Below are 18,374 nucleotides of genomic sequence, written 5' to 3' on the forward strand. Positions count from 1 at the left end.
TTTTTGGTATAATAAGATATAATATCATTAAAAAAGGAACGGGATAATATGATTGTTAAAACAGAAGAAGAATTACAAGCCTTAAAAGAGATAGGATATATCTGCGCTAAAGTAAGAGATACTATGCAAGAGGCTACTAAACCTGGAATTACAACAAAAGAATTAGATAATATTGCTAAAGAATTATTTGAAGAGTACGGTGCTATTTCTGCACCCATACACGATGAAAATTTTCCTGGACAAACATGTATTAGTGTAAATGAAGAAGTTGCCCATGGTATTCCAGGTAAGCGTATTATCCGCGAAGGTGATTTAGTAAATATTGATGTATCTGCATTGAAAAATGGTTACTACGCAGATACAGGTATATCATTTGTAGTGGGAGAAGCGGACAATCCTATGAAACAAAAGGTATGTGATGTTGCTATTATGGCGTTTGAAAATGCGATGAAAAAGGTTAAGCCAGGCACTAAATTAAGCAATATTGGTAAAGCTGTACATGCTACTGCCCGTAAAAATGATTTAACAGTAATTAAGAATTTAACTGGGCATGGAGTAGGTCTATCATTGCATGAAGCGCCAAATCATGTTATGAATTACTATGATCCAAAAGATAAAACACTTCTTAAAGAAGGTGTCGTTATTGCAGTGGAACCATTTATTTCTTCAAATGCTACATTTGTCACAGAAGGAAAAAATGAATGGGCATTTGAAACAAGCGATAAAAGTTTTGTAGCTCAAATTGAACATACTGTCATAGTGACAAAAGATGGGCCATTGTTAACGACTAAAATTGATAAGTAAGATGTAAAGTATTACATAAAATTAATCTTATACGGCTAAAGTATGATATTAAAATGGTTCCGAAGCCTATTATTTGGGCTTCGGATTTATTTTACAATAGAACTAATCGATAACGAGGTGGTTCTATGACATATATGGATATATACTTACAAAAATTTTTAAAAGATATTGTTAAAGAAAGTATCGACGAATATAAACTTATTTTAGATACAAAATTAAAAAATATAGAAGACTATATTGCATACTTAAATGAAAAAAGAGCACATTTATTAAAGTTAATTGACAGCTTGACATCAACGTTAGAAAATAAATATATTGATATATTGCATGTTTGTAATATTCGGTGTGCAGAAGAAATTAATGATGGTGAAATTCAAGCGATTAAAGCAAGATTGGATCAATTTGAAGCTTATTGTGCTAAAATTGAGGCCGATTTAACACAACAATCTAAAGAACGCATTATTACTGAAAAAGAATGTCATCTCGTGCAACAAATTTGTCATGTTGCTTAAATTGAGTTGTTCAGGAGGCGAACCATGACACGTAAATATATATCAACCGAGTTATTAATTATTTTTACAGCTTTAATGATTATAGCCAATTTTTATTATATATTTTTCGAAAAAATTGGCTTTCTTTTCGTTTTACTTTTAGGCTGTATTTTAGTGTATGTAGGCTACCTTTATTTTCACAAAGTAAGAGGGCTATTAGCATTTTGGATTGGAGCATTATTAATAGCGTTTACTTTATTATCTAATAAATATACAATAATTATATTGTTTATTTTCTTAGTAATATTGATTATTCGGTATTTAGTTTTTAAATTTAAACCATTATCAATTGTTGCTTCAGAGCAAGAAGTGACTTCACCACAGTTTATTAAACAAAAATGGTTTGGTGAACAACGTACACCTGTTTATGTTTATAAATGGGAAGATGTACAAATTCAACATGGAGTTGGCGACGTTCATATTGATTTGACAAAAGCAGCCAATATTAAAGAAAATAATACGATTGTCGTGCGTCATTTATTAGGAAAAGTACAACTGATTGTTCCACTGAACTATAATGTCAATTTACACATGACAGCGTTTTACGGTAATGCCTATATGAATCAACAATCTTATAAAGTAGAAAATAATCACGTCCAAATTGAAGAAAAACTAAAAGAAGAGAACTATAATGTAAATATATATGTTTCAACTTTTATTGGTGACGTTGAGGTGATTTATCGATGAACCACTATATTCGAGCAATCGGCTCAATGTTGATACTAGTGTATAGCTTAATGATTGCTTTTCTGTTTATTGATAAAGTATTCGTTAATATCATTTACTTTCAAGGCATGTTTTATACACAAATATTTGGAATACCAGTATTCCTTTTCTTAAATTTGGTTATTATTTTATTATGTATTATTGTGGGCTCTATATTAGCTTTTAAAATCAATCAACAAAATGATTGGATCAAAACACAAGTAGAGCATGCAATAGAAGGGGAAACAGTTGGTATAAATGATCAAAATATAGAATTGTATAATGAAACAATTGATTTATATCATACATTAGTTCCCTTAAATCAAGAGTTACACCGATTAAGAATGAAAACACAAAACTTAACAAATGAAAATTATAATTTAAATGATGTAAAAGTGAAAAAAATAATTGAAGACGAACGTCAACGTCTAGCTCGAGAATTACATGATTCAGTGAGCCAGCAATTATTTGCAGCCAGTATGATGTTATCTGCAATTAAAGAAACAGAGCTAGAACCACCTTTAGATCAACAAATTCCAGTTTTAGAAAAAATGGTGCAAGATTCACAACTTGAAATGAGAGCACTCTTATTACATCTAAGACCAATTGGTTTAAAGGACAAGTCGTTGGGTGAAGGTATTAAAGATTTAGTCATCGATTTACAGAAAAAAGTACCGATGAAAGTGGTTCACGATATTGAAGAATTTAAAGTGCCTAAAGGTTTAGAAGATCATTTGTTTAGAATTACTCAAGAAGCCATCTCTAATACTTTAAGACATTCAAAAGGAACTAAAGTTACTGTAGAATTATTTAATAAAGCAGATTATTTATTATTAAGAATACAAGATAATGGCATTGGATTTAATGTTGATGATAAAGTCGAACAAAGTTATGGCTTGAAAAATATGCGCGAACGTGCGTTAGAAATAGGTGCAACATTTCATATTGTATCATTGCCTGATTCTGGAACAAGAATAGAGGTTAAAGCACCGTTAAACAAGGAGGATTCACATGACAATTAAAGTACTATTTGTAGATGACCATGAAATGGTAAGAATAGGAATTTCTAGTTATTTATCTACTCAACCAGACCTTGAAGTTGTAGGTGAAGGTGCTTCTGGTAAAGAGGCAATAGCTAAAGCACAAGAATTAAAGCCAGATTTAATCTTGATGGATTTATTAATGGAAGACATGGATGGCGTCGAAGCGACAACACAAATCAAGAAAGAGATGCCTCATATTAAAGTTGTAATGCTGACTAGCTTTATTGAGGATAAAGAAGTATATAGAGCGTTAGACGCTGGTGTTGACAGCTATATTTTAAAAACAACAAGCGCTAAAGATATCGCTGAAGCAGTGCGCAAAACATATCATGGAGAATCTGTATTTGAACCGGAAGTTCTGGTAAAAATGCGAAATAGAATGAAAAAACGTGCAGAGCTATATGAAATGTTAACAGAACGAGAAATGGAAATTTTACTGTTAATTGCTAAAGGATATTCTAATCAAGAAATCGCAAGCGCATCACACATTACTATTAAAACAGTTAAAACACATGTGAGTAATATTTTAAGCAAATTAGAAGTACAAGACCGTACACAAGCAGTAATCTATGCATTTCAGCATAATCTTATTCAATAAGCAGTGAAAACGATAGGCAAAGTTAGATGATATATTCGATATTTCTAAATATTGATAAACATAGAGATATAGAATTACAATAGCGTCAATTAAAGAAGCCGAATTATGCTTTTAACAACATAATTCGGCTTCTTTAGATTACTAGCTAAATAGCTTACGTTAAATGAAATAATTAATTTTTTGAATTTTTATCATTAGAAGTAAATTTATCGATAATAACATCTTTAATCGATTCCTTATCTTCATCTTCTAACGCTTCAGCATTTTTATCTACTTCATAATTTGTTTCTTTGGCTGTTGAAGTCTCGTCATTGTATTCGTAAGTCGTATTTTCATTATAATGATTCTGATTGTTATCGTCATGTTCCAATGCAGCTTCTTCAGGTGTTTTACCTTTAATTACATGACGCTGATGAATAATAGCATTGATTTCTGCGCCAATGATGATGATAAAGCATGTGATGTATAACCAAAGAAGCAAAATGATAATACCTGCTAAGCTGCCGTATGTTTTTGAATAATTGCCAAAGTTAGATAAATACCAACCGAAACCAAATGAACCTAATAACCAAATAATTGAAGTGAATAGTGCCCCTGGGAAAACAGATTTTATTTTTGTTTTAACATTTGGCGCTACTGAATATAATGTTATAAACAGCAATAATATGATAATAAAAGGTAAAATTACGCGAATTAAATCAAAAATCCATGCTACTTGCTTATCTAAGCCAATAGCTCCAAATAAATGGTCTTTAATAAATGTACCAAAAGTAGGTAATGTCAGTGCTACAGCTAATACAAGACCCATAACAACTGTAAAGACAACACTTAATAATTTAAGAACAATTGGATTACGTCCATCTTCAACATCATAAGCCACATTAAATGAATTCATAATGGCGGTCATTCCGTTAGATGCTGACCAAATTGTCAATATTAAACCTACTGATAAAATACTACCACTGGCATTTTTTGTAATATCATTGAAAATTTTTGATACGACACTTGCAGTTTCTGCAGGTGCATTTTGACTAACCATATCTTTAACCTGTTGAGGGTCAATTTGAAATAATGGTAGTAAAGTTAATAAAAAGATAAGCATTGGGAATAGTGCCAATACAAAATGATATGTCATCTGTGCTGCTAAGCCAGAAGCATCATCTTTACCTATACGATAGATAAGATAAGAAATAAAATTTGGTTTTTTAGTATATTTTGCAGGTTTATTAAGTCTTGAAACAAATAATACTTGATTGCTTTTTTTAGGGTCTTTCGATTGGAATTCTTGTGGTTCTACGTATGTACGATCAACATTAATTTTATCGATTTTATGTTCATGCTTATCTTGCATCTCTTTAATCGAATTAAGATAGTTTGAACTCGATTTCTCTTTTTTTGCCATGACAAACTCCTTTTTGTAAAGACGTTAATTATAATTATAAATAAGAGAGCGGGACAAAAGTCATCTCGACTTTGATTTCCCGCCCCTTTAAGTCTTCAATTAGTGTAAGATATATGGCACAAATTTCATTGTAGTTGTCTAATGTGACCATGCAAATTCTATCATCAAGTTAAAACACATCAGTCACATAGAAAGCCAATTATTACTTACCAAGACGTTTATTTTTGCGATCTACAAGGGTATCTTTAGCATCCATAATTGATTTTTCTAATTCAGGATTATTACGACGAATCTCATCAATTGTGTCTTTCCAATATAATATTTCATCTTTAATAGTATTAAACTTAGAAGGTTTGCGTGAACGATTACCTTCTTTTAAATCTTTGATTGATTGAGCTAATGATTGACGTGTTGATTTGTCAGCTAGTGTTGCAGCACCACCAACGATAGCGCCAATTAAAATACCAGGAATAAATTTGTTTTCCATTAGGAATTACCTCTCTTTCAAGTTTGCATCTTTAATGATGTAGTTAATTAAATTATCACAAGATGATTGTACCATGTCATACACGCCTTCGAAATTATTTGTATAATATGGATCAGGTACATCTGTCTCTTTCATGTTACTAAAATCTAATAGTTTGAACAATTGTCCTTTGATATTTGGGTTGATTTGTTTAATATTATCAACATTACTCTGATCCATCGCAATAATATAATCAAAGTCATCATGAGGTTCAAATAATTCACTAATCATACCATCAAATGGAATATGATGTTGTGTCAAAATCTTTTGTGTCCCTTTATGTGGGGGCTCACCAAGATTCCATTTTCCAGTACCTCTAGAATGAACTGTGATACCAGATATGTCTCTATCTTTTAACCGTTGTCTCATGATTGCTTCAGCCATAGGTGACCGACAAATATTTCCGAGACATACAAATGCTACCTCTATCATTTGAATTCCTCCAAGCATATTCTCTATATGCCCATTTTATCGGTAATTGAAACAATAAAAAAGTATAAATTGGCTAATTCCTATAAAAGTTTTTGAAAATGTGATATTTTAAAAGAATATTAATCATAAAGAGGTGAGTGAAGTGTCGAAGCCAAATGAGGTTATGATTGAAGAAATAAGAAATAAACTCAATATAGTGAACCCTGCATTAATTAATCCTGAAAAATTTAAAAATGCAAATCAAGATGATATAGCAGATATGCATCGCTTTGTAATGTCGAAAGACACATTTTCACCGAGCGAAGTTACAGCTATTGCAGATGAATTAGGTAATTTACGTCATAACTAGGAGGAATACAACGTGAGTAATTATCAACAAAAATTACGACAATATGCCCAATTAATAGTAAAAGTTGGTATGAATATTCAACCACAACAACCCGTTTTTATTCGCTCATCAGTTGAAGCGTTAGAGTTAACACATTTGATAGTTGAAGAAGCATATTTATTAGGTGCATCAGATGTGCGAGTTGTATACACAGATCCAACATTAACCAGACTTAAATTTGAGCATGAGTCTGTAGATTATTTTAAAAATACAGAATTAAAAGCTTATGATGTGGACGAAAGAATGGATTATGTACAACGCGGAGCAGCAAATCTAGCCTTACTTTCGGGAGACCCAGATTTGTTAAATGGGATTGACTCTGACAAATTAAAAGCAAACCAAATAGAATATAGTAAAGCGTTTAAAGGTTACATGGAAGCAAGTCAAAAAAATCAATTTCCATGGGTGGTAGCAGCATTTCCTTCTAAAGCATGGGCGCATCGCGTATATCCAGATTTAAGCATAGAAGAGGCCTACAACAAATTTATTGATGAAGTCTTTGATATTGTTCGCATAGACGGCAATGATCCTATTAAAAATTGGCAGGAACATGTGAAAAATTTAAGTGTTCATGCAGATAAATTACAGCGTAAACAATACAAAGCGTTACACTATATTTCTAAAGGTACAGACCTAGAAGTCGGGCTTCCAAATGGACATATTTGGGAAGATGCTACCAGCTATGTGAATGGTAATGGGCAAGCTTTTATAGCCAATATACCTACGGAAGAGGTGTTTACAGCACCTGATCGTAATAGAGTGAATGGCCATGTTACTAATAAATTACCGTTGAGCTATAATGGTACGATTATTGATAACTTTACTTTAACATTTAAAGAAGGCGTCATTGTAGATATAAAAGCTGAACAAGGTGAGGACGTACTCCGCGACTTAATAAATACCGATGAAGGATCAAAACGACTAGGGGAAGTAGCATTAGTTCCAGATGATTCTCCAATTTCTAATCGCAATACGATTTTCTATAATACATTATTTGACGAGAATGCTTCTTGTCATTTAGCGATTGGTTCGGCGTATGCATTTAATCTTAAGGGTGGTACGGAAATGTCTACAGATGAACAAATAGCGCATGGCTTAAACGATTCTAACGTCCATGTTGATTTTATGATCGGAAGTTCTGACTTAACCATTTATGGTATTTTAGAAGACGGTAGTAAAGAGCTGGTCTTTAAAAATGGTAATTGGGCATAGTCTACTTATTAAATACAAAAGGGGATTGTTAGCATGAGTGAACAACCAGAAAGAAAATCAATGTCTGAATCAAAAAGCGTTAACTCAAAACAAGTCTTTCCGCAAGACACAAATCATTTACATACGCTTTTTGGTGGATCATTGATGGCAAATATTGATGAAATAGCAGCTATAACGGCAATGAAACACAGTCATGCACAAGTAGTCACTGCTTCGACAGATTCTGTCGACTTTTTACGCCCAATTAAAACGGGTGATATTACTTCATACGAAGCAATGGTAACCTATGCTGGACACAGTTCTATGGAGGTTTGTGTGCAAATTATTATTGATGATGTATTGCATAATGAAAGGCATTTAGCAGCGTTAAGTTTTCTTACGTTTGTTGCCTTAGATGACAATGGGAAGCCGATTAAAGTGCCGCAAGTCTATCCTGAAACACGTGTTGAAAAATGGTTTCATGAAACAGCACCACAACGCGTAAAACGTCGCAAAGATCGACGAGAGGAAAGTAAAAGAACGATTAACTTTTTATCTGACGTACAAAATATTGAAGAGTAAATAACAGTTTGGGTCATCAATATATCAAATTAAAATTGAAACACCAAAGGCATTCAAAGCAAGTTGGGATGGCTAAAGTTGTTTCCTAAGTAGGCGAGTCAATCGTAGAAAGTATTGCATACAGAGAAGAGTTTGAGATATAAGTATGTTTTGGTCTATGAACTATATGTATTTGCAGTAGTTGACTGGATTGAAAATACGCTTATACCAATCTTTATTCAATCCTAGTCAACCTTGCCGGGGCGGGACTACGAATTCATCATGAATTCTGACCCGCCCCCTAATTTTTCCACAAAAGTTATTCCAGGCTTTTGTATATTTTAGCTATAAATATTTTGACTGTGCATAGCAATTTCATTTTTTCTAAAATCAGTATTTGGATAATACATATTTTTCACTAAAACATTAGGCCCTAAACAGTTAAAAGCTTCACAATGACAATTTAAAGATTTTGCTAATTCACTGTCTAACCATTTATCAAAGACATCTACTAACTTATCATTTTTAATATTAGATATTGTACCATTTTCATCACCAAAGTCTGTCACGATGACATTGCCAGTAAAAACATTGACATTTAAACGACTTCGACCATCAGGATCATTTCGCATAGTTACGTTTTTAGCATTTCGTAATCGGTCGAGAAGTAGTTGATCATCTTCGTCATTGATACAAGGATAAATTGGCAAAGTACCAAATAACATCCATACATCATCATGACGGATATCTAATAAATAATTGATAGCTTGTTTCATTTCTGCTAAAGATAACACATTTAGTTGACTAGCAAAGTCGGAAGGATACATTGGATGAACTTCATGACGTTGACATTTCATTTCCGTCACGATTTCATTATGTATTTTATTTAAATACGGCAATGTACTTTGATTTAACATTGTCTCTGCCGAAACAAACATACCTTGTTCAGACAGTGTACGAGCATTGTCAAGCATCTGCTCATAAAGTTTTAACTTTGCTTTTAAAGGTGGTTGTTTTACCATTGCACCAAAGCCGACATCTGTAAATTCCTGAATTGTTCCCCAGTTGTGAGAAATGTGCATGACATCAATGTATTCGGCAACTTCTAAGTAACGGTCTTGTGGCAAAGTTAAATTTGAATTCATTTGAGTATATATGCCACGATCATATGCATATTTGAGTAATGGCTTTACTACATTTTTAATTGATTTTTTAGAAAACATAGGTTCGCCGCCTGTGATGGACATAGTGCGAAGATGAGGGATTTCATCTAAACGGCGATAAATCAAATCCATCGGCAATGATTCTGGATCTTTCGTTTGTAATGTATAACCTACAGCGCAATGGCTACATCGCATATTGCATAGATTTGTTGTTGTAAATTCAATATTACTAAGCGCTAAGTGGCCATATGATTCAATATCGTTATAAGCTTCCCAGGGATCATTTTGGATTGAAATAGGTTGTTTATTTGTTGTTATCATGACTATTACTCCTAAAGTGAATTCTTTACTATGTGCTTGAAAGTACAGTAAACATTATTAAGATTATATCGCTTTTTGTCAAATTCTGTTAGGATAATAATATCATTATTAAAACAATTTAAAGGAGATTTCATGACAAATGAATGAACAAAAAACCATTGACCAAATTAAAAAACGTTTGTCTAAATTCATTGATGATATTGATCACGTAGATCCAAACGACGTAAGTATAAGAGATATCGATGAATGGATTGGGCTCTTAGATCAATTAGAAGAAAAGGTTAAACAAGTAGGGCATTAAAAGTTAGATGTGTAGATTTAAGTTTATACTGCAAGTGCATCACAAAGGTGAATGATTTGAATTATCAAGTTCTTTTAAATCAAAATGACGATGTTTAATTATGAATCAACTTGTCTATATACTAAATATAATAATTTAGATAGAAAGGTGATTTATTTTATGACTAAGAAAGTAGCAATTATAGTTACCAATGAATTTGAGGATATAGAGCTAACAAGTCCTAAAGAAGCTATTGAAAATGCAGGATTTGAAACTGTTATTATTAGTGATACAGCGAATAGTGAAGTTGTAGGTAAACATGGGGAAAAAATCACAGTGGATGTGAGCATTGCAGATGCCAATCCAGAAGATTATGATGCGTTATTAATTCCTGGAGGATTCTCACCAGATTATTTACGTGGTGACACAGAAGGCCGTTATGGTACATTCGCAAAATACTTTACTAAAAATGATGTTCCAGCATTCGCAATTTGTCATGGACCACAGATTTTAATTGATACTGACGATTTAAAAGGTCGAACTGTAACAGCTGTTTTAAATGTGCGTAAAGATTTGTCAAATGCAGGCGCAAATGTTGTTGATGAATCTGTAGTCGTTGACCAAAATATTGTTACAAGTCGTACACCAGATGACTTAGACGATTTTAATAGAGAAATTGTTAAACTATTAGAAGATTAAGCTTGTAAGTTGAAGATAATCAGCATTTTAAATATAAGTATAAGTCTTCAGAACATTTGACTGTTCATTTGCATTTAAATTTAGAAGTCATTCACTTGGCTTTTAATTTAAATGCTTTTTTTGTTTTTAATGATAAGAACGCTCCACCTTGGGACTGATTTTTCACTAATAGTATAGCTTATATTGCCAACTACTGGTAAACTCACAGTAACAAGTGAGTTTAGAAAGGGAGCTAGTGCATGAAAAGAAGTGAAAAATATGCCAATGCCCCCAGGGATTATAATCAACGTCAAAATGAACCACATTTTAATACGTATTATCAACCTGTGGGCAAACCACCTAAAAAGAAAAAAAGTAAACGACTTTTTTTACGATTGTTTATCTTCTTAATCATCATCATTATTTTATTTTTAGGACTAATGTTTTTCTTATCCTCTAGAGCAAATGTAGATGATTTACAGTCGATAGAAAAGAAAAGTAATTTTGTCTCTGCGCAACATATGCCAGAATATGTTCGAGGTGCATTTATTTCTATGGAAGATGAGCGTTTCTATAAACATCATGGTTTTGACATTAAAGGTACAGTAAGAGCTTTATTCTCGACGATTGGAGAACGGGATGTGCAAGGTGGAAGCACAATTACGCAGCAAACAGTCAAAAACTATTATTACGATAATGAACGCTCGTTTACACGTAAAATTAAAGAATTGTTTGTTGCTCATAAAGTTGAAAAACAATATAGTAAGAATCAAATACTAAGTTTTTATTTGAATAATATTTATTTTGGTAGCGACCAATATACAATAGAAGGCGCAGCTAATCATTACTTTGGAGTAACTACAAACGTAAACAATAACAATTTGTCGCATATAACAGTATTACAAAGTGCTATTTTAGCAAGTAAAGTCAATGCACCAAGTGTATATGATATTAATGATATGTCTACGAATTTTAAAAACAGAGTTAAAATAAACCTTGAAAAAATGAAACAACAGGATTTTATTTCTAACAATCAATATCAAGAAGCATTAACACAGCTAAATCAGTATTAAGTTACAAGCCAGATTCGGACAAAACGTAACAGGTTAAAATTGAAGTGCCCATATAGCATTAATTATAAAAGAAGCACAAAGATGATCTGAAATTAAAAATCATCTTTGTGCTTTTGTTTGTGGATGATGTCCAGCATGGTTCAGCATTAATGATGAGTAAGCAAAGATTTTAAGAGATTATAGTTACATAAACTTGTTCTGTGTAATAAAATATAGATGTTAGAATATGCGAATAGTTAAATTAGTCATTTGGAGGGATACAATGTCAAAAGTTACTAAAATTGAAGTGCAGAGGAAGAATAAAGAGCGGTTCAATTTATATTTAGATGGTGTATTTGAAATGGGCATTGATATGGATACACTTGTTAAATTTAATCTTAAAAAAAATCAAATGATTGATGCTAAACAAATGGAAGACATACAAAAATACGATCATTATCGCTTTGGAATTCATATTGCACTGCACTATTTATCATTTAAAAAACGTACTGAAAAAGAAGTGAGACAGCAGCTAGTTAAAAGTGATATCAATGAAACTGCTATAGATCAAATCATTGATTATTGCTACAAAGAAAAGTTTATTAATCATGAAGATTATGCGGAAAGTTTAAAAAATACGATGATTCGGACAACTGATAAGGGGCCAGAAGTATTTAAACAAAAGCTATATCAAGTTGGAATTGAAGAGGAGATTATAGAACGTTTTACGCAGCGCTATGAGGTAGAACAACCCTTTGAAGATATTTTAAAAGTAGGACACAAATTGATGAAAAGTAAAAAAGGTCCTATAGCAAAAGTTAAACAGAAAGTGTCTCAAGCACTAATACAAAAAGGTTATACAATTGAAACGATTAAGCAAGTATTGCAAGAATTAGATTTTCAACAAGATGAAAGTCTGGAAGCTGCATTATTGCAACGAGATTTAGAAAAAGTTTATAATAAAAAACAAAAAAATTACAACGGACAACAGCTTGTCATGAAAACCATAGAAGCCCTTATGAGAAAAGGTTATAATTATGATAAAATCAAAGTAACTTTAGAAGAAAGCGGTATTTCTGATGAATAAACAAATGAGTGAAATGTCAGAACAAGAATTAAGACATGAAATACAACTATATAAAGAAAAAATGCGAAAAGCTGAAATGAACGGCATCATGAATGAATACGATGTGTATCAAACAAAAGTGATTATCGCAGAGAGTTATCTTATTGATTCCACTAAAATAGAAATTGGTAAAATTTACCCATTAAATGATGGTAGTGGTATGTTTTTTAAAGTTGAACGGCTAAAAGGTGTATTTGCATGGGGATTTCGAATCAATAGTGCTGAATCGGAAGAAGGTTTGCCGTTAGCCTTATTAAAATTATAGAAGGATGAATTAAATGAGTAGTTCAATTGTATTGAAGATGCTTAATATTACACATTATTTTAGAAATAAAAAAGCAAAGCGTTGGTTTAACCCATATCAATATGAAGCCAATGATATTAATTTAAATAAAATTTCGTTGCATTTATATCAAGGCGAATCACTAGCAATTATAGGTGAGCCAGGATCTTCTAAATCGCTTATAGGAAGAATATTAGCTGGAGATGTTAAACCAGACAAAGGAAAAGTAATATGTTCAGGTACGCTTTATTTTGGAGATATCAAAGATAAGCATTTAATACAAGCAACAGTTTTTAATTATGTTAATACAATTGTAAAACTTTTCCCCTATGAGGTAAGCGACCATAAAGTATCACAAATTATAAAGTATGCGCACCTTGATACAAAGCAGCAGCAACCTGTATTTACATTAACCCATGCTGAATATGCACAACTTATCGTTAGTATTGCTAGAGCTTCAGCAGCAGAAATCATTATTCTAAATCATATTATTGAGAATATACCGGAAACATATTTACCAAAAGCTGTAGAATTATCAAATGACTATGTTGATAATAACTTAACAATGATTATTATTGATGATGACATTGATAAAGTGATTCAGGTTAGTAATTATGTTGCATGGATATCACATGGACAACTGCGAATGGAAGGCTCAATTAATCAAGTTATTCCTAAATTTCGGGAACATGAACGTGATCGACTATCATTAGAGGATGAAGTAGCTATAGAAAACTTTGATATCGATTGGAAAAAAAGTCGAGCACAAATTCCAGAAATGACCTACAATTTTAAACGTGTTGAACGTTATAAACATGCACAAGCACCAGTATACATAGTGAAGTTTTGGACAATACTTATAAGCTTAGTATTGGGAATGGTAGTTATGTTTGCATTAATATTTACTAATACTGGCAATATTCAACTATCAAATAATCTTAGTCAGTCAAAAATTCAAAACCAAAATGTGGATCCATATGAAGAAAAGCTGGCATATGGATTAGCACTGAATGGGAAAATTCATTTGCATGGTAATAATGAATTAACAGCACCTAAATATAGCTTATTAACAATTATTGGAGAAAATTCGAAAAATTATCGGGTAAAAGTTGATAACAAGAATTATTATGTGGCTAAAAATAAATTAGAATATTTTAATCCTGCTGCATTATATGAGGAACATAAATTTACAACCATGTCAAAATACATGAAATCAAATTATGGCAATTTTGTTGATTATTTCAATAGCCATTTAAACAAATCACATAAAACAGTGAAGAAAACTTTAGTTCCTGACAAAGAAAATCGATTTGTAGTAGATATAACTGAACAACCCATTGAAATGCTATTTAATGATACCGATAAACTTAAAGGATTTGTCTTCCCAATAGTTAAAAAAGATGAGTTAAAGAAAGAATTTAATATTTCAAAAGACATTTGGATAACAAAGACGTATGGTGGCTATTTAATTGCAGATATGAAAGAAAATAAATGGATATTTATTGAATTGTAGGTGAAAAAATGATAGATAATTGGATAATTTATATTAAAAATATTCCTCGACTTTGCCAATATTCAATAAAACGTTTATTGGAAAGTTGGAAAGGATTTGCGCTCTTGCTACTTACAGGTATTATAATGATACTAGCAAGTGCAGGTTGGATGAAAATGATGGCAATTGAAGAACTTGTTCGAATACGATTGTATTATAGATTAGCATCAGCCTTATATTTTATAGTATTTACTTATACTACATATAAAGCATTCAAGGATTATAAAAATGATTATTGGGTTACTAAATCATTTAGTTTATCACCTATTGTGACAACAATATTGAATGGATTAGCGGGAACTTTAGTCGGATTTTTACTATTCTTAATTTTAATCATTTTTTTACCTTTGAACATTGAATTATCAGTTTGGGCACTAATATTTTATTTGTTAATAGGGTGTCTAAATATCATATTAATCGCTGAATTATTAGGTTTATTAAGTATTATGTATCAAAAGTTGGTAATGAAGATCTACTGGATAGGTGTACTGTTAAGTTGTTTTATGGTTCCTATTTTATACATACCTAAAACGACTTTATCGATATTTGGTCATATTCTAATGCTCAACCCACTATATTATTTAGTTGATGGAGTAAGTACATCCGTTATTTTTGGAATTACCAGTTTAAGTAATTTACCATATCATATCTATTTTATATTATTTTTGGTATTAATATTTACTTTAAGTTATTGGTATCACCGTCACATGGCACAAACAAAATATCAACATTATCCCATGACGAAGATTAATAATGAAAATAATAAAGACTAACCATTTGCTAGCAACGCATAAATAATAAAAAAGCCAATTTGATGTGTCGTCTATAGTGACAAAGTTAACACTTCAATTGGCTTTCATTTTTAAATTATGAATATAGTTTTTTCTGTAATTTTTCTTCAGAAAACACCCAACCGATATAAGAATAATCAATTTTCTGTTGATTATTGACATGCGCTATAGCAGCAAATGAGTAGTGGTCATTATTTAAATATCTTAAATCAATGAGTCGTATCTCAGTCGTGTCATCATCCAAGCGACGTATCTGCCAACGATAAATCGAAGAAAAATTTAAAAATGTACGTATTTCAGGATTGCCTTTTATTTGCCATAATAAAGTTCCAGGTTTGAATTGTTGGCGCTCTACTTTATCGCTAAATACGACATTTCTGCCATAAGCTCTCCCAACATAATCATGTGTTTCTGTTTGAATAGCTACTCGCCATTCAAAAAACTTTAAAGTAGGAATAACAAATATTTTTACTGGGTGCTGTTTAGATCTAATTTGATTAAGAGCCTGTTCAGTGATGATTGACTGCATTTTAAAACGAATCATATAATAGCCAATTAACAAGAACAATATTGGAATAAAAATAGCATAAGGATGTATTCCAATAATCCATAATATAATGCCTATAACTAAAATGATGAAAATAATCGGGTCGAATGTGTTGATAACACCTAATTGTATCCATTTGTTGGTAATAGGGCGTAACGCTTGTGTACCGTAAGAGTTAAATATATCTACAGAGACATGTAAAAAGACAGCTAATTGTGCCCACATCCATACATGCAGTGGATTTGTTTGTTTGAAGATAACAAATATGATAAATGTTATAAGGATTGGCCATAAAATTGTAAAAGGGATAGAATGTGTGATGCCTCTATGATGTGTTATGTAGGCGGAATTACTTTTAAGCTTTAACACCGTGTCACTATCTGGTATTAAAGATCCGGCTATAATCGTAGTGGCAGTAGCGGCAAACGTGTCTGCCATTGCTGGATCTTGTGTAGCTAATGCAGTCAAACCTACACCGATAGCTATATGTGTGGCAGTATCCATATCATTCACTCTTTTCTTTGGTATTTATATTTTATTATAATCTAAAAATTGGAATAACGAAATGAAGTTACATTATAGTTAATTTAAATGAGTAGAGCAATAAAAAATATGCAAGAGGAGTATATGTCATTGTATAGAGAAAGAACATTTAAGCGTCATTTAGAGGATTGGTTTAATAAAAATCAACGCGAACTGCCTTGGAGAGAAACTGCAGATCCATATTATATTTGGTTGAGCGAAGTTATGTTACAGCAAACACAAGTGAAAACAGTAATAGATTATTATCATCGCTTTATACAACGCTTTCCAACAATTAAAGAATTAAGTGATGCGCATGAAGACGAAGTTTTAAAATATTGGGAGGGGCTAGGTTATTATAGTCGAGCACGAAATTTCCATTCTGCAATAAAAGAAGTCCATCAAGTGTATCGAGGGATTGTGCCATCCCAACCTGAACATTTTGAAAAGTTGAAAGGTGTAGGTCCTTATACTAAAGCTGCAGTGATGAGTATCGCTTTTAATCATCCATTGCCTACGGTTGATGGTAATGTTTTTAGAGTGTGGTCAAGAATTAATAATGATTATAGTGATATTAAACTACAATCTACTAGAAAAGCATATGAAAACCAATTAGAACCATATGTACAAGAGCATGCTGGTACATTTAATCAGGCAATGATGGAACTGGGTGCACTTATTTGTACGCCTAAAAATCCATTATGCTTATTTTGTCCTATACAATCACATTGTGAAGCTTTTGAGCAAGGTACGATTCAAGATCTACCAGTAAAAAGCAAAAATAAAAAAAAGAAAATAATAAATCTAAAAGTATTTTTAATTCGTAATCAGCATGGAGACTATCTTATAGAAAAACGTCAAGAGAAGCTACTTAACGGTATGTGGCAATTTCCAATGGTTGACGCTGATAACGCGGAACAAGAACTAACAAATCGTCTTGGTATGTCTATCACCGCTACAGGCGAGCCTATTTATCAACTAAAACATCAGTTTACACATTTAACATGGAATATACAGGTTTATAGTGTAGTTCATGATGTTAATTTAACGGCGGTTCAGCTTCCAAAATATATGACGTGGTTAGATTTATCTAACCGTGATGATTATACATTTCCAGTATCAATGTCAAAGATTTATGACTTTATAATTGGAGAAACTTAATAGTACGAATAGCTGAAAAAAGACAGTTAAAGCTTAAGTTAAATTTTTAAAATATGATATAATCAAAAGTGCAAAATATGAAAAGGTGGTGTGGAGTATGGTTAAAGAATCCATACCTAAAGAAGGAGAAACAATAAAAATACAAAGCTATAAACACGATGGCAATATTCATCGCGTTTGGTCAGAAACGACAATCCTCAAGGGAACCGACCATGTCATTATTGGAGGTAATGATCACACGCTCGTTACTGAAAGTGATGGTCGAACTTGGATAACGAGAGAACCAGCTATTGTTTACTTCCATTCAGAATATTGGTTCAATGTTATTTGTATGTTTAGAGAGGATGGAATCTATTATTATTGTAATTTATCATCACCTTTTGTTTGTGATGAAGAAGCACTTAAATATATCGATTATGATCTAGATATTAAAGTTTATCCTAATGGGAAATATCATTTATTAGATGAAGATGAATATGAACAACATATGAATCAAATGAATTATCCACATGATATCGATATGATTTTGCGCCGAAATGTTGATATATTACAGCAATGGATAGAGCAAAAGAAAGGGCCATTTGCACCTGATTTTATAAAAGTTTGGAAGCAACGCTATAAAAAGGTACGAGATTATTAAGCAAATTATGTGTAATTCCAAAATAAATTGGTTATAGTATTCAATGACAAAAGCTTA

At 31.8% G+C, this 18,374-nt stretch carries 22 protein-coding genes; 17 read left to right on the top strand and 5 right to left on the bottom strand.

All coding sequences use genetic code 11. The features are described from left to right. Nucleotides 1-48 precede the first annotated feature (48 nt). The 5 genes from map (at nt 49) to vraR (ending at nt 3,701) form a co-directional block, all read left to right on the top strand. Nucleotides 49-804 carry a type I methionyl aminopeptidase gene (gene map, locus AL499_RS11805; RefSeq protein ID WP_002461338.1) on the top strand — a complete coding sequence of 252 codons (756 nt, stop codon included), beginning with the start codon at nt 49-51 and terminating at the stop codon, nt 802-804. A gap of 125 nt (nt 805-929) precedes the next feature. After that, nucleotides 930-1,316, top strand: a complete 387-nt coding sequence (locus AL499_RS11810) for a hypothetical protein (RefSeq protein WP_002477960.1) — start codon at nt 930-932, stop codon at nt 1,314-1,316. Between the two features lie 24 nt (nt 1,317-1,340). Beyond that, nucleotides 1,341-2,042 carry a cell wall-active antibiotics response protein VraT gene (gene vraT / locus AL499_RS11815; protein WP_002461335.1) on the top strand — a complete coding sequence of 234 codons (702 nt, stop codon included), beginning with the start codon at nt 1,341-1,343 and terminating at the stop codon, nt 2,040-2,042. Beyond that, nucleotides 2,039-3,082, top strand: a complete 1,044-nt coding sequence (gene vraS, locus AL499_RS11820; RefSeq protein WP_002461334.1) for a sensor histidine kinase VraS — start codon at nt 2,039-2,041, stop codon at nt 3,080-3,082. The genes vraT and vraS overlap by 4 nt, the downstream gene beginning before the upstream one ends. Continuing rightward, nucleotides 3,072-3,701, top strand: coding sequence for a response regulator transcription factor VraR (gene vraR / locus AL499_RS11825; RefSeq protein ID WP_002461333.1), 630 nt, complete (start codon nt 3,072-3,074; stop codon nt 3,699-3,701). The genes vraS and vraR overlap by 11 nt, the downstream gene beginning before the upstream one ends. Nucleotides 3,702-3,873: 172 nt before the next feature. Here vraR and AL499_RS11830 read toward each other — a convergent pair whose 3' ends face one another. From AL499_RS11830 to AL499_RS11840, 3 genes are all read right to left on the bottom strand, one after another. Continuing rightward, nucleotides 3,874-5,103 (bottom strand): YihY/virulence factor BrkB family protein, encoded by a 1,230-nt coding sequence (locus AL499_RS11830; RefSeq protein WP_002492699.1) that lies wholly within the window; start codon nt 5,101-5,103, stop codon nt 3,874-3,876. A 202-nt stretch (nt 5,104-5,305) separates the two neighbouring features. Continuing rightward, nucleotides 5,306-5,590, bottom strand: coding sequence for a YtxH domain-containing protein (locus AL499_RS11835; RefSeq protein WP_002461330.1), 285 nt, complete (start codon nt 5,588-5,590; stop codon nt 5,306-5,308). Nucleotides 5,591-5,596: 6 nt separating this feature from the next. After that, complete coding sequence (locus AL499_RS11840; protein WP_002492719.1) at nt 5,597-6,061, bottom strand: low molecular weight protein-tyrosine-phosphatase; 465 nt, start codon at nt 6,059-6,061, stop codon at nt 5,597-5,599. Between the two features lie 163 nt (nt 6,062-6,224). Between AL499_RS11840 and AL499_RS11845 the strand changes: the two genes are divergently transcribed. From AL499_RS11845 to AL499_RS11855, 3 genes are all read left to right on the top strand, one after another. Beyond that, entirely contained in the window at nt 6,225-6,410 is a 186-nt protein-coding gene (locus AL499_RS11845) for a DUF1128 domain-containing protein (RefSeq protein ID WP_002492715.1), read from the top strand. Nucleotides 6,411-6,479: 69 nt separating this feature from the next. Next, nucleotides 6,480-7,661: an aminopeptidase gene (locus AL499_RS11850; RefSeq protein ID WP_207754594.1), complete on the top strand. Its 1,182-nt coding sequence runs from the start codon at nt 6,480-6,482 to the stop codon at nt 7,659-7,661. A 33-nt stretch (nt 7,662-7,694) separates the two neighbouring features. Then, complete coding sequence (locus AL499_RS11855; RefSeq protein ID WP_002461325.1) at nt 7,695-8,222, top strand: acyl-CoA thioesterase; 528 nt, start codon at nt 7,695-7,697, stop codon at nt 8,220-8,222. Nucleotides 8,223-8,542: 320 nt separating this feature from the next. Here AL499_RS11855 and yfkAB read toward each other — a convergent pair whose 3' ends face one another. Then, the gene (gene yfkAB, locus AL499_RS11860; RefSeq protein ID WP_002492738.1) at nt 8,543-9,685 is read right to left on the bottom strand and encodes a radical SAM/CxCxxxxC motif protein YfkAB; all 1,143 of its coding nucleotides are present in this window, start codon (nt 9,683-9,685) and stop codon (nt 8,543-8,545) included. A gap of 139 nt (nt 9,686-9,824) precedes the next feature. On the opposite strand from yfkAB, the gene AL499_RS12595 reads away from it, so the two are divergent. The 7 genes from AL499_RS12595 to AL499_RS11890 all read left to right on the top strand — a co-directional run bounded on the left by AL499_RS12595 (nt 9,825) and on the right by AL499_RS11890 (nt 15,429). Beyond that, the gene (locus tag AL499_RS12595; protein ID WP_002461323.1) at nt 9,825-9,986 is read left to right on the top strand and encodes an SE1561 family protein; all 162 of its coding nucleotides are present in this window, start codon (nt 9,825-9,827) and stop codon (nt 9,984-9,986) included. A gap of 159 nt (nt 9,987-10,145) precedes the next feature. Continuing rightward, nucleotides 10,146-10,664, top strand: a complete 519-nt coding sequence (locus tag AL499_RS11865) for a type 1 glutamine amidotransferase domain-containing protein (protein WP_002492741.1) — start codon at nt 10,146-10,148, stop codon at nt 10,662-10,664. A 239-nt stretch (nt 10,665-10,903) separates the two neighbouring features. After that, complete coding sequence (sgtB, locus tag AL499_RS11870) at nt 10,904-11,716, top strand: monofunctional peptidoglycan glycosyltransferase SgtB (protein WP_002492731.1); 813 nt, start codon at nt 10,904-10,906, stop codon at nt 11,714-11,716. Between the two features lie 262 nt (nt 11,717-11,978). Then, nucleotides 11,979-12,782 (top strand): recombination regulator RecX, encoded by an 804-nt coding sequence (gene recX / locus AL499_RS11875; protein WP_002492694.1) that lies wholly within the window; start codon nt 11,979-11,981, stop codon nt 12,780-12,782. Next, nucleotides 12,775-13,086 carry a YfhH family protein gene (locus AL499_RS11880; protein WP_002461319.1) on the top strand — a complete coding sequence of 104 codons (312 nt, stop codon included), beginning with the start codon at nt 12,775-12,777 and terminating at the stop codon, nt 13,084-13,086. Before recX ends, AL499_RS11880 begins: the two co-directional genes overlap by 8 nt. A gap of 13 nt (nt 13,087-13,099) precedes the next feature. Then, nucleotides 13,100-14,617, top strand: coding sequence for an ATP-binding cassette domain-containing protein (locus tag AL499_RS11885; protein WP_002461317.1), 1,518 nt, complete (start codon nt 13,100-13,102; stop codon nt 14,615-14,617). 125 nt (nt 14,618-14,742) lie between these two features. After that, nucleotides 14,743-15,429 (top strand): teichoic acid translocation permease, encoded by a 687-nt coding sequence (locus AL499_RS11890; protein WP_237283135.1) that lies wholly within the window; start codon nt 14,743-14,745, stop codon nt 15,427-15,429. A 94-nt stretch (nt 15,430-15,523) separates the two neighbouring features. Here AL499_RS11890 and AL499_RS11895 read toward each other — a convergent pair whose 3' ends face one another. Continuing rightward, entirely contained in the window at nt 15,524-16,498 is a 975-nt protein-coding gene (locus tag AL499_RS11895; protein WP_002492725.1) for a metal-dependent hydrolase, read from the bottom strand. Between the two features lie 123 nt (nt 16,499-16,621). Between AL499_RS11895 and mutY the strand changes: the two genes are divergently transcribed. Beyond that, nucleotides 16,622-17,677 (top strand): A/G-specific adenine glycosylase, encoded by a 1,056-nt coding sequence (gene mutY / locus AL499_RS11900; RefSeq protein WP_002477969.1) that lies wholly within the window; start codon nt 16,622-16,624, stop codon nt 17,675-17,677. Between the two features lie 97 nt (nt 17,678-17,774). Further along, on the top strand, nt 17,775-18,317 hold the full coding sequence (gene ntdP, locus AL499_RS11905) for a nucleoside tri-diphosphate phosphatase (RefSeq protein WP_002461312.1): 543 nt from the start codon (nt 17,775-17,777) through the stop codon (nt 18,315-18,317). The last annotated feature ends 57 nt before the right edge of the window (nt 18,318-18,374 follow it).

The organism is Staphylococcus lugdunensis, assembly GCF_001558775.1.
In the GTDB taxonomy this organism is placed as follows: Bacteria; Bacillota; Bacilli; order Staphylococcales; family Staphylococcaceae; genus Staphylococcus; species Staphylococcus lugdunensis.

Bases quoted from the DNA above. Each gene is read 5' to 3' on its own strand.
- map (WP_002461338.1), top strand. From the start codon at position 49: ATGATTGTTAAAACAGAAGAAGAATTACAAGCCTTAAAAGAGATAGGA.
- AL499_RS11810 (WP_002477960.1), top strand. From the start codon at position 930: ATGACATATATGGATATATACTTACAAAAATTTTTAAAAGATATTGTT.
- vraT (WP_002461335.1), top strand. From the start codon at position 1,341: ATGACACGTAAATATATATCAACCGAGTTATTAATTATTTTTACAGCT.
- vraS (WP_002461334.1), top strand. From the start codon at position 2,039: ATGAACCACTATATTCGAGCAATCGGCTCAATGTTGATACTAGTGTAT.
- vraR (WP_002461333.1), top strand. From the start codon at position 3,072: ATGACAATTAAAGTACTATTTGTAGATGACCATGAAATGGTAAGAATA.
- AL499_RS11830 (WP_002492699.1), bottom strand. From the start codon at position 5,103: ATGGCAAAAAAAGAGAAATCGAGTTCAAACTATCTTAATTCGATTAAA.
- AL499_RS11835 (WP_002461330.1), bottom strand. From the start codon at position 5,590: ATGGAAAACAAATTTATTCCTGGTATTTTAATTGGCGCTATCGTTGGT.
- AL499_RS11840 (WP_002492719.1), bottom strand. From the start codon at position 6,061: ATGATAGAGGTAGCATTTGTATGTCTCGGAAATATTTGTCGGTCACCT.
- AL499_RS11845 (WP_002492715.1), top strand. From the start codon at position 6,225: ATGATTGAAGAAATAAGAAATAAACTCAATATAGTGAACCCTGCATTA.
- AL499_RS11850 (WP_207754594.1), top strand. From the start codon at position 6,480: ATGAATATTCAACCACAACAACCCGTTTTTATTCGCTCATCAGTTGAA.
- AL499_RS11855 (WP_002461325.1), top strand. From the start codon at position 7,695: ATGAGTGAACAACCAGAAAGAAAATCAATGTCTGAATCAAAAAGCGTT.
- yfkAB (WP_002492738.1), bottom strand. From the start codon at position 9,685: ATGATAACAACAAATAAACAACCTATTTCAATCCAAAATGATCCCTGG.
- AL499_RS12595 (WP_002461323.1), top strand. From the start codon at position 9,825: ATGAATGAACAAAAAACCATTGACCAAATTAAAAAACGTTTGTCTAAA.
- AL499_RS11865 (WP_002492741.1), top strand. From the start codon at position 10,146: ATGACTAAGAAAGTAGCAATTATAGTTACCAATGAATTTGAGGATATA.
- sgtB (WP_002492731.1), top strand. From the start codon at position 10,904: ATGAAAAGAAGTGAAAAATATGCCAATGCCCCCAGGGATTATAATCAA.
- recX (WP_002492694.1), top strand. From the start codon at position 11,979: ATGTCAAAAGTTACTAAAATTGAAGTGCAGAGGAAGAATAAAGAGCGG.
- AL499_RS11880 (WP_002461319.1), top strand. From the start codon at position 12,775: ATGAATAAACAAATGAGTGAAATGTCAGAACAAGAATTAAGACATGAA.
- AL499_RS11885 (WP_002461317.1), top strand. From the start codon at position 13,100: ATGAGTAGTTCAATTGTATTGAAGATGCTTAATATTACACATTATTTT.
- AL499_RS11890 (WP_237283135.1), top strand. From the start codon at position 14,743: ATGATACTAGCAAGTGCAGGTTGGATGAAAATGATGGCAATTGAAGAA.
- AL499_RS11895 (WP_002492725.1), bottom strand. From the start codon at position 16,498: ATGGATACTGCCACACATATAGCTATCGGTGTAGGTTTGACTGCATTA.
- mutY (WP_002477969.1), top strand. From the start codon at position 16,622: ATGTCATTGTATAGAGAAAGAACATTTAAGCGTCATTTAGAGGATTGG.
- ntdP (WP_002461312.1), top strand. From the start codon at position 17,775: ATGGTTAAAGAATCCATACCTAAAGAAGGAGAAACAATAAAAATACAA.